Annotated in this window: 12 protein-coding genes; 2 read left to right on the top strand and 10 right to left on the bottom strand. The window is 71.5% G+C overall.

What is annotated here, in order from left to right:
- Positions 1-76: 76 nt before the first annotated feature.
- The 8 genes from FRAAL_RS12950 to eccD form a co-directional block, all read right to left on the bottom strand.
- Positions 77-415: a hypothetical protein gene (locus FRAAL_RS12950; protein ID WP_011604113.1), complete on the bottom strand. Its 339-nt coding sequence runs from the start codon at positions 413-415 to the stop codon at positions 77-79.
- Complete coding sequence (locus FRAAL_RS12945) at positions 412-855, bottom strand: YbaB/EbfC family nucleoid-associated protein (RefSeq protein ID WP_011604112.1); 444 nt, start codon at positions 853-855, stop codon at positions 412-414. The genes FRAAL_RS12950 and FRAAL_RS12945 overlap by 4 nt, the downstream gene beginning before the upstream one ends.
- Before the next feature lie 50 nt (positions 856-905).
- A complete protein-coding gene (locus FRAAL_RS30440) occupies positions 906-4,013 on the bottom strand; it encodes a hypothetical protein (protein WP_011604111.1) in 3,108 nt (1,035 codons plus the stop codon).
- A 2-nt stretch (positions 4,014-4,015) separates the two neighbouring features.
- Complete coding sequence (locus FRAAL_RS12935) at positions 4,016-4,438, bottom strand: hypothetical protein (RefSeq protein ID WP_011604110.1); 423 nt, start codon at positions 4,436-4,438, stop codon at positions 4,016-4,018.
- 192 nt (positions 4,439-4,630) lie between these two features.
- Positions 4,631-4,927, bottom strand: coding sequence for a WXG100 family type VII secretion target (locus tag FRAAL_RS12930; RefSeq protein ID WP_011604109.1), 297 nt, complete (start codon positions 4,925-4,927; stop codon positions 4,631-4,633).
- Positions 4,928-4,993: 66 nt separating this feature from the next.
- Complete coding sequence (locus FRAAL_RS12925) at positions 4,994-5,308, bottom strand: WXG100 family type VII secretion target (RefSeq protein WP_011604108.1); 315 nt, start codon at positions 5,306-5,308, stop codon at positions 4,994-4,996.
- Positions 5,309-5,394: 86 nt separating this feature from the next.
- Positions 5,395-6,792 (bottom strand): type VII secretion protein EccB, encoded by a 1,398-nt coding sequence (eccB, locus tag FRAAL_RS12920; RefSeq protein ID WP_011604107.1) that lies wholly within the window; start codon positions 6,790-6,792, stop codon positions 5,395-5,397.
- Between the two features lies 1 nt (position 6,793).
- Positions 6,794-8,266, bottom strand: a complete 1,473-nt coding sequence (eccD, locus tag FRAAL_RS12915; RefSeq protein WP_157892083.1) for a type VII secretion integral membrane protein EccD — start codon at positions 8,264-8,266, stop codon at positions 6,794-6,796.
- Positions 8,267-8,369: 103 nt separating this feature from the next.
- On the opposite strand from eccD, the gene FRAAL_RS12910 reads away from it, so the two are divergent.
- Positions 8,370-12,365, top strand: a complete 3,996-nt coding sequence (locus FRAAL_RS12910) for a type VII secretion protein EccC (RefSeq protein ID WP_011604105.1) — start codon at positions 8,370-8,372, stop codon at positions 12,363-12,365.
- An 18-nt stretch (positions 12,366-12,383) separates the two neighbouring features.
- Here the strand turns inward: FRAAL_RS12910 and FRAAL_RS12905 are convergent, their stop codons facing one another.
- Together FRAAL_RS12905 and FRAAL_RS12900 are read right to left on the bottom strand one after the other, a co-directional pair.
- A complete protein-coding gene (locus tag FRAAL_RS12905; protein ID WP_011604104.1) occupies positions 12,384-13,487 on the bottom strand; it encodes an NAD(P)-dependent oxidoreductase in 1,104 nt (367 codons plus the stop codon).
- A gap of 119 nt (positions 13,488-13,606) precedes the next feature.
- On the bottom strand, positions 13,607-14,464 hold the full coding sequence (locus tag FRAAL_RS12900; protein WP_011604103.1) for an SAM-dependent methyltransferase: 858 nt from the start codon (positions 14,462-14,464) through the stop codon (positions 13,607-13,609).
- A gap of 166 nt (positions 14,465-14,630) precedes the next feature.
- Between FRAAL_RS12900 and FRAAL_RS12895 the strand changes: the two genes are divergently transcribed.
- Entirely contained in the window at positions 14,631-15,602 is a 972-nt protein-coding gene (locus FRAAL_RS12895; RefSeq protein WP_041939260.1) for an aldo/keto reductase, read from the top strand.
- Positions 15,603-15,615: the final 13 nt, after the last annotated feature.

The raw sequence follows: 15,615 nt of genomic DNA, 5'->3' as shown, positions 1-15,615 counted from the left end.
ACCCGGCGCCGATCACGACAACACCCACGAACGGCCGCCGCGGGACAGCGGCCGATACCCGGGCCTCGCAGTGCTGTCAGCCGTGATGGCCGCCCGGGGACTCCCAGCCCGCCTCCTCGGTCGTTTCGCCCTCGGTCGTGTCGCCGATCTGGCGCACGACGGACAGCCGATCGCCCTGCAGGCCGACCGCCTCCCCAAGCGCCCCGTAGATCTTCCCGAAGGCGTCCATCAACTGCTGGAACGACGACTCCGCGTACAGGGACACCTCGTCCTTCGCGCCCTTGGCGAAACTGTTCCGGGCGATGGTGTCGGCCAGCTCGCCACCCAGATCGGTCACCTGCTGGCGGAACGTGCTGAGCATCGGCACCTTCTGCGCGATCTCGTCGCCGTCGTGGCGTATCACCTCGTCGCTCACCGCCAGCGCCCGTCTTCCTCGGGCGGAGCAAGCTCGCGGCCGTCGTCGGGCATGTTCCGGGTGAACATCCCGAGCAGCTCCTCCACGAGTTCCTCCGCCGACCCGGCCTCGGCCAGGCCGCCCACGGGAGACGGCAGTTCCAGCATCAGTTCCTGCATGCCGACCAGGACACGCCGACGGACCTCCTGACGAGCCCGCTCGATCGTCTTCACCAGGAGATCGGCCAGCTCGGCCGGGGCGAGATCCCGGTAGCCGTCACCGCGGAAGGTGAGATCACGAATCTCGCCCTGGCCACCGACGGTGACCGAGAGCAGCTTGTTCTTGTCGCTCGTCCGGTAGCTCGCCTCCGCGCCCTGCCGCCGGATCCGCTCCGTGACCTCCTCGGTGTGCGCCAGCTCGGCCAGCGCGGCTTCCACCTGGCTTTCGTCGAACAGCGCCATCGCGCCTCCTTTCCTGCATCAACGCCCGGCGGTGTCAACGCCCGGCGGTGTCAACGCCCACGGCGGGTGCGGCTGCGATCGGGGGTGGGCGGCACCGGCGTCGGGCCGGCGGGACGGTCGGACTCGGCGTCGGCGGGGCTGTCGCCGCGGCCCACGACAGCCGGTGCGCATTCGGGGTCCGTGCCCCACACCTCCTCGTCCTCCGTGAGCCACGTGTTGCGCTGCCGTTCCTTGGGCTGCTGGCCCTGGCCGCCGCCGAGCCCGCCCATGCCGCCCATCGGCATGAACGGCATCCCGCCGGACATGGGCGACCCCTTGAGACTCATCGACCCGTCGGCGCCCCCCAGACCGCCGGCTCCCGCCAGACCGCCGGCTCCCGCCAGGTCGCCCAGCCCGGTGGTCCCGTCCTGGCCGAGCAGGGAACTGTCGCCCGTCCCGAGTGGCTGTGAATTCGGCAGGGAGACGCCAGCCGTTCCGAAGCCCGCGCCGCCGACTCCGGGAACCGTCCGGGCCATCGGCTGCTGGATGTTCCCGACCTGCACTCCCGAGCCGGCGGCGAGGTCGTACGGGTCGGGAGGGCTCACATCCAGACCGTCGACCGCCGTGGGGAAGTATGTTTTCGGCGTCTCGTTGCCAGCCAGACCGGACGGGTTGAGCAGGCCGTTGTCGCCGAATCCGGCGCCGCCGACGGAGTCCGGGCCGAGCGTCGGCAGCGTGTTCATGCCGGCCCCGGTCGTGGCGTTCGGGCCGAGCAGACCCGCGTGCTGCAGCGTGTTCAGCTCGCTCGGAGTCACCGGCACCGAGTCCAGCAGGCCGTTCTGCTGCAGGTCGGCGAGCTGGGCCGGGCTGAGGTCACCGAGCGAGTCGATGCCGGTCGCGTTGGGGCCGAGCAGGCCGTCCTGACGCAACTGGTTGAGCTGCGCATCCGTGACCGGCACGTTGTCCAACGCGCCGGAGGAGCCGAGTTCGGCCAGTTGCGCCGGGCTCAGATCACCCAGGTCATGCGGCGTGCCGTCGGCTGCTCCGAGCAGACCGGCGTCGCCCAGGGTCTGCAGATTCTGCGGTGTGAGCGGGACATCGTTGAGCAGACCATCCCGCTGCAACTCCTGGAGCTGCTGGGGGCTGAGGTCGCCCAGGGTCTGGGCGCCGGGAGCGGCGAGACCCGCCTGCTCCAGCGCCGCCGACTGCTCCGGGGTCAACGGCACGCCGTCGAGCTGCCCGGCCTGCTGAAGCGTGCTGAGCTGCTGGGGGCTGAGGTCGCCCAGCGTCTTCGGTACGGAGTCGTTGAGGCCGCCGAGGTCCTCCCCGTCGCCGAGTCCGTTGCGCCCGCCGCCGGTGAGGCTGTTCGGGCTGTTCAGCCCGGCGAGCGCCGCCGGGCCGCCGACCAGGCCGGACAGGTCGCCCCCCGGCCCGTTCGGACCGTTACCCAGGTTGTCGTTCAGCCCGTCGTTCAAGCCGTTGCCGACGTTGTCGTTCAGCCCGGTCAGACCATTACCCAGACCGTTCAGACCGTTACCCAGGTTGTCGTTCAACCCGGTCAGACCGTTACCCAGACCGTTCAGACCGTTACCCAGGTTGTCGTTCAACCCGTTCAGTCCGTCACCCAGACCGTCGAAGTTCTTGTTAAGCCCGTTGTTCAGGTCGTTCAGGTCGTTGTTCAGACCGTTGTTCATGTCGTTCAGACCGTTGTTCAGGTCATTCAGGTCACCGTTCAGGCCGTTGTTCAGGTCGTTCAGGCCGTTGTTCAGACCGTTGTTCATGTCGTTCAGGCCGTTGTTCAGGCCGTTGAAGCCGTTGTTCAGGCCGTTGAAGCCGTTGTTCAGACCGTTCAGGCCGTTGTTCAGGTCATTCAGGCCGTTGTTCAGGCTGTTGAAGCCGTTGTTGAGGCCGTTGAAGTACTTGTCGAGATCCTCGGGGTTGAACGGCGGCGGGTCAGTGGTCTCCGGCTTGTCGTGCGGGGTGTGGGTGACCGGCGGCATCGCGGTCATCTTGACCTTGCCGGCCGCGGCGTTGAACTTGTCCATCATGTCCTGGGCCAGACCCACGGACGGCGCGAAGCTGTCCTGCACCTTCTTGGCCCACGCAGCCCGCAGGGCCTGGTCGGCGGCGAACCAGGACGGCTGCCGGAGCACGGCAAAGTCCCCGGTGACGCCACTCCAGTCGGGAAAGCGGATGTACATCTCCCGCCACAGGTCGTACTCGTACTGCCCGAGTTCGCCGCGGATCCGGCCGGTCTCCCACAACCCGTGGGAATGGTTGTAGTTCGGGTCGGTGCCGTAGCTGCTGAACACCGTGGAATCGTCGAACATCTGGACGATCAGCCTGAAGGGGTCCGGCCAGACGCCGGGGGGCCCACCAATCGGAGGCCTCGTCTCCCCCTGACCGTTCTGCCCGTTCCAGTAGGCATTGTCCAGGAAAAGCTGGTTCACGAAGTTCACCGCGCTGGTGACGGCCTCCCCCAGCGGATCGGACCAACTCTTGATCTGGTCGAGGACGCCCTGCACACCGCGCCTGGCTGCATTGACCTGATCCCGGAAGGCCGCGGCCGCCGAGCCGTCGAAATTCTCGACCTTCGTGTCCAGCCGGGAGACGTCATTGTCCAGATCCTCGAAGATGGCCTGGGCCCACTCCCCGACCCGCTGCAGGGCCACATTGACCCCACGCAGCGTGGCCGGATCGAACGGCGTGCGCGGACCGGCGATCTGCGGGATGTCCTTGAACACCGCGGCCCAGGCCGCCCGGACGTCCATCAACGGATTGCTGTCCCCGGTGCCCGCGGGCGTCGGGGAGTTGCGGTTCGCCGACGAGGAGTCGTCCTTCTTCCCGACCCACAGGGTCAACTGCTCCGCGTTACTCATGCTGTCGCTTGACATCCAGCGCCAGAAGGTGATCGCGCCCTGTTTGAACTTGGGCTTCCAGCTTCCCAGGGTGTGGTAGTGCTCCTCCCGCTCCTCGGGAATCAGCCAGGGTGCGCCGCCGGCACCCCCGATGGTGCTCGGCCGCAGGTTGTCGGCGACGCTCTTGCTGGGTGTTCCGTTCGGTTTGGGCGAGTCCCCGTCGCCCGGGCCGGTGGCGAGATTGAGTCCGCCGTCGGCCGCGCCGACGGTATATCCGAGGATGGTCTGGAGGATGTCCTCGATCGGCTGGGCAGCGGCCATTGTCAGCTCCCCTTGCCCTGATCGGTCGGGCCGTCACCCGGCCCCTGGGGCGTCTCCGTGGGGATGAACCCCGAGAACTCCTCTGCCGTCATATCGTTCAGATGCTCGACCGCGTCCGTGTCCTCCAACAGCGACTGCAGGCCCCAGTACAGGTTCGACGCATTGGAGTACACCGTGTCGAACCGGCCGGTGAGGTTCTTGCGCACCTTGTCCAGGTCCTTGGCCAACTTCACGGCCTCGGTGAAGTCCGCGCCCCCCAGGCTCAGGGGAAACTGATCACCCAGGGTCAGGTCGGAGTAGGTCTCACCACTGTCCCACTGGTAGTCGGCCAGCCGGGTGTCCATGTCCTGGAGCAGGTCGCCGTACTCGGTTCGAAGCCGCTGGAGGGTCGGCTCGTCAATCTTGATCGTGAACTCGGTGCCCAATGGTCTCTCCTGTCGTTCGCCTCGGTTTTTGTGTCCTGCCAAGAGAGCAGCGGCCCGACCGGCCCGCGCGACCCGTCCCACCGGTAGTGGTCCGCGCGGGATCCGGCCCGGCCACCGAGCAGGAGAAAGAATCTGGTTACCGACCGCGTACGCGATGAGGAGATACGCGGGTGTCCGGCGTGACGGGCACCGTCAGAGGAGCGAGCCGAAGACGCTCGCGCCCTTCCTGTCACCCAGCACGTACTGGTTGTGAATCTCCTCGAGCTTCTGTCGGCCCACCGCGAGGGACAGCTCCATGTCCTGCTGGCCCTTGTTCCACTGCTGCTGGGCCAGCGTGTAGTTCTCCGGCGCGGAACCCGCGTTGGCCTGGATGAAGAGCTGCACCTTGGACATGAGATCGGCGAGCGACTCCTCGAGCTTCTTGGTAACGAAGGTGAGTTCGTCCGCGGTGTCGAGGGCACCGTTCGGGCTGAACTGGTAGGTGGCCATGTCTCCTCGTTTCCCCGGATTCCGAAGTCCGGCTCACGGTTGGGTCGGCGATCGGCCGGCTGCGCCTCAGGTGAGTCCCTGGGCCCAGCTTGAGCCGATCATCAGGGCGTCGTCCTCGGTGCTGGTCGTGGTCTTCGCGTAGCTGACCATCGATTCGTTCAGCAGGTTCAGCGCCTGCCGAACCTCGTTGAAGCCGTTCTGCCAGCCGGAGATGGCGTCGCGGTACTTGTTGGCCGCGACGCCACCCCACGTCGAGAAGAGCATGGAGCTGGCGCCGTCGATCGTCTGCTGGATGTTGTTGCACTCGTCCTGGCAGTTGTCGAAAGCCTTGATCATGTTGATGGTGGTGGCTTCATCGGCGACGAGAGACTGATCTGGCATGGACGTGCCCTCCGGGTGTCGGACTGAACATCATTGATCCTGGTGGTCATCGGAGCCGTGATCGTCAGGGCCGTGGTCCTCGGTCGTCACCCCCGTCCCGGCGTCGTCAGCGGCGGTCCCGAGGGCAGGAGCGCCAACAACTTCCAGGGCGCGGCGACGGCCTGCTCCGGCGCGTAGCCGAGCGCCTTGATCGCGTCCCCGGTCACCGGGTAGGCCATGCCGCTACCGTCGACCAGGACACCCGGCTGCTTGTTCACGTCCGCCGCCCGGCTGCCCCGCGGCAGCACCCTGGGTACGACCAGGGCGCCACCACCCGCGGCGACACCGATGGCGGTGTCGCCGGACGTCCGCCGGCCCGCGGCCGCACGCACCGTCGAGACCACGACGTCGAACGTGGAGCCGGCCGGGTCCGGCGAGGACTCGACGCAGACCGACTCGCCCGCGGACGGCAGCCGGATCGGCGGCGGCGTCGCCGGCAGCGCGCTCTGCGGCGCCGCCATCACGGCGCGCGCGGCGGTGGCGAGGTCCCCCGGGGTGATCGGCTGCTCCGGTGCGTCGCCCGCCTCGCCTCGGGCCAGGGCGAACTGGGTCGGGCTCAGCGCGGTCAGCCCGGACCCCAGCAGGATGTAGTGGGCGACCGATCCGGTCGCCGTCGTCACCGCGAACAGCTCGCCCCGCCGGGTGGCCTGACCCCCGATCGGCGGTCCGGGCGCCCCGGCGTCCGGCACGGCGACCGGGGCCAGATCCGGCCCGGGCGGCACCAGGTCCAGCCACGTCCGGGGAACGGCGGTGGGGATGATCGCGCCGAAGCCCAGCACGTCCGCGGCCCAGGGCCGGGCCAGCAGCAACCGCTGCCCGTGCCAGAGCAGGTACTGCTGCCCGTCGGCGGAGACCAGCAGTCCCGCGTCGGGGCCGAGGCGGGGCTTCGCCGGGGCAACGCCGACGTCGAGAACCATGGCCGGCCCGGCGTCAGGGCCGTCCTCGCCGGCGGCACCGGCGGCACCGGCGGCACCGGCGGTGCCGGGCCGGGTGCACAGCCGCCACACGCCCTTGTTGAGGCGGCTGGGGTCGGGCAGCGTGTCCGGCGCGTTCGTGAGGCCGAGGGGGGCGCCGCGCGGCACTCCGGTCAGCCTGGTGCGCGGCACCACCACCGGTGAGACGGTCCTGCCCGTCAGCAGCCGGGCCGAGGCGATGTTGCGCACCGGCCGCAACGCGCCGTCGACCAGCAGGAACCGGCTTCCGCTCGACTTGTCCACGATCAGGGCGCCGGGTTTGCGCCAGGCCGTCGACCCCCGCGCGGAGATCAGCGCCCAGACCGCGACCACCGCCAGCAGCAGGATCGCCGCCACACCCCCGGTGATCAGGCCGCGCAGGTCCCGGCGGGTCGGCGACTCGAGGATGTCCGGTTCGGCCCGCACGAGCGCCCCGGTCAGCCGGAACACCAGGTAGTTGTGCGCGTTGACCTGGTCTCGTCGGGAGCGCATCTCAGCCGACCGCCGAACGGATGAACCCGACTCCGCCCAGGATCCCGACCACCAGCGGGACCGAGACCGCCAGCGCGACGCCGTGACTCACGTCGCCGAGCCGTCCCCAGATCGGCGTCAGCCGGCGGCGGGGAAGCGTGTACGTGCAGGCCGCGGCGATGACCGCCAGCAGCAGAGCCAGCACCATCGGCAGCGCCGCGCCGCCCCCGAGCACTCCCGACCGGACGGGCAGCGACAGGACGGCGGCGGCCAGGCCCGCGCCGGCGGGCAGTCCCAACGCCAGGCGGTGCCAGGTACTCGTCATCGGACGGGCCGCGAGCACCTGCGCGAACCCGACGAGGAGGGCGACCGTCGCCGGCAGCCAGCCGGGCGCGAGCGCCAGCCGGAGCACCGCGGCGGTGGACACGACCCCGCCGGCCGCGTGCAGGGCGGTCATGTAACGGTCGGCCCGGGCGGTGCGGGCCAGCAGTTGCGCCCCCGGTTCAGGGTCGATGTCGTCCTGCAGGTCCTCCGGTTCGACCGGCAGCGGCGGCAGCGTGAGCCCGGCGAGCTTGAACGAGGCCATCGGCACCGCGGGGCGGGCCGCCACGCAGAGCAGCGACATCACCGCCGCCGTCTGGGTCCAGTCCAGCCCGGCGGCGGAACTCAGCTCGCTGGCCACGGCGGCGGCGAGCGCCACGGCCGTGACCGCGAGGCCGACCGGCAGCAGGGTGTCGCGCACGGACGCCACGACCAGCACCAGCAGGCTCGCGAGCACGGCGACTCCCGCGCCGGCCAGCAGCATCTCGGGCAGGTGGGCGCCCGCGCCCGCGCCGGCGCCGGCATGGGCATCGGCGACCTGGAGAACCACCGCCTCCACGGCGAAGGCCACCACCGCACCGCCGAGCAGCGCGGTCACCGCACGGTCCCGCTGCCCCCGGCCCGACACGACCATGGCGACGAACAGCAGCATCGCGACGGCGCCCACCGTCACGGGCCGGCCGAACACGTCGCCGCCGGCGCCGTGGGCGCCGCGGGCGCCCGCAGCCGGGGTGGGGACGTGCGGACCGGCCAGCACCGGCACCGCGAGCGCCACCAGCAACCACATCACCAGCGCCAACGCCGACACCGTGTGGGTGGTCCGCGGCCGCCACAGGCCCGAGCGCGCGCTGATTCCGGTGGAGACGCCGTCGATCAGGTCGTCGAAGTCCAGCGGCGGTATCTGGTCCGAACGCGGGCGGACGTGGACGGTGTCGCCGTCGAGCAGCTCGTGCTCGGCGACGCTGAGGTCCTCGTCCAGCGGGGGCGAGCCGAGCCGCTGCACCACCCAGCCGCTGTGTTCCAGCCCGCGATCGGCGAGATCGGGGCCGAGACTGCGCAGCAACGCCGGCATCAGGTCGGTCAGGGGCACGTGCGTGGGCACGGACAGATCGACCCGGCTGGTGGGCCCGATGACGAGAAGTCGGCAGACCTCCGCCGCGCTGCTCTGTGCCATGTCTGCGGCACGCCGGTGTCCGCCGCACGGGTTCATTGCTGTGATCCAGGACACATCCGTCCGCCGGTTCAACCCGACGGTGCGGCGGGGGCGTGTAGCGGGCATGGCCACGGTCGCCTTCCGCCGCCCCGCTCGCCGGACCGGTCCGGAGATGCCGCACGGCGAGATCACGCTGCAGGAGCCGCCCAGCGTCCCCGAAGTTCAGGCCGCGGGCATGCGGGTGCTGGTGATGATCCTCCCGATGGCCCTGATGTCGGGCGGCATGATGTACTTCTACATCGGCCGCTCGGCGTCCGGCCCCATGGGCCTGACGATGATGGCCGTGATGGGCGTCGGCATGGCCTCCATGGGTCTCGGCCAGGTCCTCACCCAGTCCGGCGACCGCAAACACAAGGTGGGCGGCGAGCGCCGTGACTACCTGCGCTACCTCTCCCGCACCCGCCGGCAGGTCCGCGGCTACGCGGAGAAGCAGCGCTCCGCCCTCGCCTGGCGCCACCCGGACCCGGAGTCGCTGTGGTCGCTCGCCATGACCAGCCGGCTGTGGGAACGCCGCCCGACACACCCGGACTTCGGCGAGGTGCGGGTGGGGACCGGAGCGCAGCGCCTCGCCGTGCGGATCACCCCGTTGCAGACCAGCCCGGTGGAGGACCTGGAGCCGGTGTCGGCGAAGGCGCTGCGGCGGTTCACCCGCGCGTACACGACGGTCCCCGGCCAGCCGGTCGCCCTGTTCATCCGCGGCTTCGCCCGGATCCAGGTCGACGGCGACCGCGAGGTGGCGCTGGGCATGGTGCGGGCACTGCTCGCCCACATGGCCACCTTCCACGCCCCGGACGAGGTGCGGATCGCCGTCTGCACCTCGGCGCAGCGGCGCGAGGAGTGGAACTGGGTCAAGTGGCTGCCGCACGCCCAGCACCCCACCGACCGGGACGCGGCCGGCCCGGTGCGGCTGTTCGGGGAGTCCCTGGACGACGTCGAGCGGTTGCTGGGGCAGAGCTTCGGGGAGCGGGCCCGGTTCGAGACCGGTGCGGCGCCGTCGCGAACCGAACCGTTCGTCGTCGTGGTCAGCGACGGCGGCCGGATCTCACCTGGGACCCGGTTCCTCGTCTCCGGCTACCGCAACGCCGTCCTCGTCGACTTCGAGCCCAACGGCAGCGGCGGCAACGCCCGGCACCTGCTGCACCTCGACGTCGCCGCCGACACCATGGACATCGTCGAGGTCGACCGGGTCGGGCGGGAGGTCCGGACCCGCCTGGCCACCCCGGACGTGCTGTCCGGGGTCCGGGTGGCGATGCTGGCCCGGCTGATGGCCCGGCACAGCGCCGGCGAGAGCGCCGAGCAGGCCCCCGACGGGCTGAGCGCCAACCTCGACCTACCGGACCTGCTCGGTCTCGGCGATCTGGAGCGGTTCGATCCGAGGACCGTCTGGCCGACCCGGCACGGGTCCGAGCGGCTACGGGTGCCCATCGGCGTCGCCGCCGACGGCTCGCCCATCGAGCTGGACATCAAGGAGTCCGCCGAGGACGGCATGGGGCCCCACGGGATGCTGATCGGCGCGACCGGCTCGGGCAAGAGCGAGCTGCTGCGCACCCTCGTGCTGGCACTGGCGGCGACGCACTCGTCGGAGACGCTGAACTTCGTGCTGGTCGACTTCAAGGGCGGCGCGACCTTCGCCGGCCTGGACCGGCTGCCGCACGTGTCCGCGACCATCACCAACCTCGCCGACGAGGCCGCGCTGGTGGACCGGATGCGCGACGCGCTGCGCGGCGAGCTGGTCCGCCGCCAGGAGCTGCTGCGCCGCGCCGGCAACTTCAGCTCGGTGCGGGACTACGAGCAGGCCCGCGCGCAGGGCGCGCCGCTGGCCCCGCTGCCCACCCTGTTCGTCATCGTGGACGAGTTCAGCGAGCTGATCGCCGCGCACACCGATTTCATCGAGCTGTTCGTGATGATCGGCCGGCTCGGCCGGTCGCTCGCCGTCCACCTGCTGCTGGCCTCCCAGCGTCTGGACGACGGCCGCATCCACCAGCTCGAGGGCCACCTGTCGTACCGGGTGAGCCTGCGGACCTTCTCGGCGATGGAGTCCCGATCCGTCATCGGCGTCCCCGACGCCTACGAGCTGCCCGCCGCGCCCGGCAACGGCTACCTGCGCTCCGACGTCGCGACGATCACCCGGTTCAAGGCGGCCTACGTCTCCGGGCCGTACCGGCTGCGCTCGACCCGCGTCGACCAGGACGTCATCGAGAGCCAGGTCGTGCCGTACGGCACCGAACACGTCCCGGTCGTCATCCGCGAGGCCGACGCCCCCGCCGACGCCGACGAGGCCGACAACGGCGACGCCACCGCCAGCACCGTGCTGGAGGTGCTGGTCGACCGGCTGGTCGACCAGGGGCCGCCGGCGCACCGCGTCTGGTTGCCGCCGCTGGAGCAGCCGCCCACCCTGGACCAGGTCCTGCCGCCGCTGCTGCCCGACCCGGAGCACGGGCTGCGGCCCGTCGACGCCGGCGCGGACGGGCTGCTGACGGTGCCGGTCGGAATGATCGACAAGCCGTTCGAGCAGGTCCGGGACCTGCTGACGGTCGACTTCGGCGGCGTCGGCGGCCATCTCGGTATCGCCGGCGGGCCGCAGAGCGGCAAGAGCACCCTGCTGCGATCCGTGATCGCCGGCCTCGCCCTGACCCACTCGCCGCGGCAGGTGCAGTTCTTCTGCCTGGACTTCGGCGGCGGCTCGCTGGCGAGCATCGCGGACCTGCCGCACGTGGGCGGGGTCACCGGCCGGCACGACCCCGACCGGGTGAGCCGGACCGTCGCCGAGATGGTCGCGCTGCTTGGCGACCGGGAGCGGCGCTTCGCCGAACTCGAGGTGTCCGGCATGCCCGCCTACCGCGCGCTGGTCGCGGCGGGACGGGTCCCGGCGGAGGAGTTCGGCGACCTGTTCCTCGTGGTCGACGGGTGGGCCACCCTGCGCCAGGAGTTCGAGGCGGCGGAGGCGGACGCCCGCGAGGTCGCCTCCCGGGGGCTGAACTACGGCCTGCACATCCTGCTCACGGCCGGCCGGTGGTCGGAGATCTACCACACGATGCGGGACAAGATCGGGTCCCGGTTGGAGCTGCGGCTCGGCGACCCGGTGGAGTCCGGCATCGACCTGCGCGCGGCCGCCGCGGTGCCGAGACTGCCCGGACGCGGGCTGACCGACACCAAGCTGCACTTCATCGCGGCCCTGCCGAGAATCGACGGCGCCGGCTCGGTCGACGACCTGGCGCACGGCACCCGCCATCTGGTCTCCGCGGTGGTGGACGGCTGGCCCGGCCCCAAGGCGCGGGGAGTGCGCACGCTGCCCGCCGTCCTGCCGGTGGAGCAGTTGCCGCCCCCCGACGGCGCACTGCGGGTCGCCCTCGGCGTCGACGAGAGCCGGTTGGAACCCGTCTTTCACGACTTCCGCCAGCTTCCGCACCTCACCCTGCTCGGGGACGACGAGAGCGGCAAGACCAACCTGCTGCGGCTGGTCGCGCGGGCGATCACCAGCCGGTTCACCCCGGCGCAGGCGCGGATCATGGCGGTCGACTACCGCCGGCGGCTGTTCGACGACATCCCCGACGCCTACCGGCTGGGCTACTCGGTGTCGCCGGACAGCACCAAGGCGACGGCCCGCGACGCCGTCGCCGGCCTCACCCCGCGGATGCCCGGCCCGGACGTCTCACCGGAGCAGCTTCGGCGACGCGACTGGTGGTCCGGGCCGCTGCTGTTCGTGCTCATCGACGACTACGACCTGCTGACCGGCTCGGACAACCCGCTGACCGCGTTCGTGCCGCTGCTGCCGCAGGGCGGCGACATCGGCCTGCACGTCGTCGCCGGCCGGGCCGCGGCCGGACTGATGCGCATGGCGATGGACCCGCTGCTGCGCCGGCTGCAGGAACTCAACACCCCCGACCTTGCGCTGTCCTGCCCGCGCAGCGAGGGGCCGCTGCTCGGCGGGGTCAAACCACGGGTCCTGCCGCCCGGGCGGGCGCTGCTGTGCACCCGGCGGGGCAGCCGGCTGATCCAGACCGGCTTCGTCGCCGAGACCAGCGCCGCCGGCAGTGCGGCCGGATCGCCCCCGCGATGATCCGTCGCGGATCGGCCATCAGCGACGGCCAGGCGATCGGCCGCGGGTCGGCTCGGTGCCGTTGGCGGGGGCGGGGGCGAGATCGGGGTCGGTGACGGTGACAGGGACGGGGTCGGTGACGGTGACGGGGTCGGTGACGGGGACGGGGACGCTGCGGGATTCGAGGGCGGTGAGGACGGCGACCATGTCGGCGGCGGCGCCGCCCTGCACCAGGGTCTCGGAATAGAGCGCCTCGCAGACGTCCGTCAGGGGTGAGGCGATGCCGCCGACCCGGGCCGCCTGCGTGATCAACTCGATGATCCCCAGCACGTCGGGGACGCCCGCCTGCACGGTGAAGTCGCGCTCGACGAGCTTCGGCAGCTTCACCCGGGAGACGTCGCTGGCCATCGGGCCCGCGGCCAGCACCCGGCCGAGCACGCCGAGGTCGACGTCGTTGCGCCGGGCGAAGTGCACCGCCTCCGCGAGGCCGGTCACCAGCGTGACCAGGAACAGGTTGACGGCGAGCTTCGTCGACATCGCCCGCGGAACGGGCCCGCAGTCCACGAGGTCATGGCACATCGGGGCGAGCAGCGGTCGCACGTCGGCGATGTCGGCCGGGTCGCCGGCGAGCATGCCCACGAGCCGGCCGGCCTCGGCGGGCCCGCGCGACCCGGACACCGGCGCCTCGACGAAGCGACCGCCCACGGCGCGGACGTCGGCGGCGAGGGCCCGCGAGTAGGCGGGCGAGGTCGTTCCCATCTGGACGAGCGTGCGGTCCCGCAGCCGGGCCGGGAAGGTCGGGCCGGCGCGGTCGAGCACCGCGTCGATCGCCTCGGGGCCGGCGAGCATCACGATCACGGTGTGGCAGCGCGCGAACACCTCGGCGGCGTCGACGGTGGTCCCGGCCCCGACCGCCGCCAGCGGCCCGGTGCGCTCGGGCGTGCGGTTCCACACCAGCAGCGGCCAGCCCGACGCGGCGAGGTTCACCGCCATCGGCTGACCCATCGTGCCGAGCCCGAGGAAACCGACCGGCGCCGTGCCCTCGCCGACGGGCGCCCTGCCCTCGCCGACGGGCTCCGTCACGAGCGCGGGTTCCGGATCGCCCGCGGACGCCGGGCCGGCCGTCGTGGCTGTCGAGGACATCGCGTCACCCTCCCCGCTTCGACCGGACCGGGACAGAGCCAGTATCGAGGCCGGACCAGGATCTGGCCTGGTAAGCGAGAGACTGTGTTCCGCGGCCGGCGGGAATCCCGCCGCGTCCGTCAGACTTTTCTGCCGACCGCGCCGTAGTTGCTGACCTCAAGGTCACTCAGTCCCGCCGCGGTGCCGTCGGGGCGCCAGCGGTGAACGACCTGCACCCCCGGCTCGACCAGCTCCAGACCGTCGAAGAAGCGCCCGACCTGCTCGCGGGTGCGCGGCTGCAGGGGGATGCCGCGGCTGCGGTAGGTCTCGGCGACCTGTTCCCATCCCGGGTCCTCGTCGGCGGTGACGTGGGACAGCGCGAGGTAGCTACCGGTGGGAAGCGCGTCGACGAGGCGGCGGACGATGCCGTAGGGGTCGTCGGAGTCGGGCACGAAGTGGAACAGGGCGATGAGCGACAGCGCGACCGGTTTCGTCACGTCGAGGGTGTCGCGCAGCTCCGCCGAGCCCAGGATGCTCTCGACGTCGCGGACGTCGACGTCGAGGTAGGCCGTGGCGCCCTGGGAGGTGCCGGTGAGCAGCGCGCGGGCGTGGGTCAGGACGATCGGGTCGTTGTCCGCATACACCACACGCGCGTCGGGGGCGACGCCCTGGGCGATCTCGTGCAGGTTCGGCGAGGTGGGGATGCCGGTGCCGATGTCGAGGAACTGCCGGATCCCGACCTCGCCGGCGAGGTAGCGGACCGTCCGGGCCAGGAACGCCCGGTTCTCCCGGGCGACGACCCGCAGGTTCGGGAACGCGGCGAGCGACTGCTCGGCCGCCTCCCGGTCGGCGGGGAAGTTGTCCTTCCCGCCGAGGAAGTAGTCGTACATCCGCGCCGAGTGCGGCTGGTCGGTCTTGAGATCCACCGGGTTGCGCTCCTCGACGAGACTCTGCCACCACCGCCCACCCGCCAGGTCCCGCTCGTCCGCATCCGTCATCGCGGCAGCCCCCTCGCATCGTCGGCGGATTCCTCCGGATCACCCTAACTGTCCGGTCTCTCACGCTCCGACGCGGGCCACCGGGGAATCCGGTGACCGACGGGCTAGCCTGGCTGCGGGCGCAGCACCCGGCCCGTCCCGGCCCACTCGGATTGGATCACGGCGCATGCAGCATGTGTCACTGGCTGGACTGGACGTCTCCCGCCTCGGTCTCGGCGCGATGGGGATGTCGGCGTACTACGCCGGCGCCGGTGGGGACGACGCCGAGTCGATCCGGACGATCCACCGGGCGCTGGACCTCGGCGTCACCTTCCTCGACACCGCGGAGATCTACGGTCCGTACCGCAACGAGGAGCTGGTCGGCCGGGCGATCGCCGGGCGGCGCGACGAGGTGGTGCTGGCCACCAAGTTCGGGCTGATCTCGCACCGCGACGGCGACCGGCCCGGTCTGGACAGCTCGCCGGCGAGCCTGCGGACCGCGCTCGACGGGTCCCTGCGCCGCCTCGGGGTGGAGCACGTCGACCTCTACTACCAGCACCGGGTGGACCCGGACACGCCGATCGAGGACACCGTCGGCACCCTCGGTGAGCTGGTCGCCGCGGGCAAGATCCGCCACATCGGCCTGTCCGAGGCGGGCGTCGAGACGATCCGGCGGGCCCACGCGACCCACCCGATCACAGCCCTGCAGACCGAGTACTCGTTGTGGTCGCGGGAGCCGGAGGCCGAGATCCTGCCGCTGCTGCGCGAACTCGGCATCGGTTTCGTCCCCTACTCCCCGCTCGGCCGCGGATTCCTGACCGGCCAGATCCGCTCGGCGGACCAGCTCGAGGCCGGCGACTTCCGCGGCGGCAACCCCCGCTTCGCCGCCGAGGCGCTGGCGCAGAACCTGCGGATCGTCGCCGAGGTGGAGGCCGTCGCCGGCGAGGCCGAGGCGACCCCGGCGCAGGTGGCCTTGGCGTGGCTGCTCGCTCAGGGCGACGATCTCGCGCCGATCCCGGGCACGAAGCGGGTCAGCCGGCTGGAGGAGAACGCGGCCGCGGACGCGCTCGTTCTCACCCCCGACCAGCTCGCCCGGCTCGACGCGATCGAACCGCCCGCCGGCGACCGCTACGCCGACATGTCCACCATCGACCGCTGACCATTCCGGTCGC

The organism is Frankia alni ACN14a (assembly GCF_000058485.1).
GTDB classification, from domain to species: domain Bacteria; phylum Actinomycetota; class Actinomycetes; order Frankiales; family Frankiaceae; genus Frankia; species Frankia alni.
This window is presented reverse-complemented; position numbering and strand designations above follow the sequence as displayed.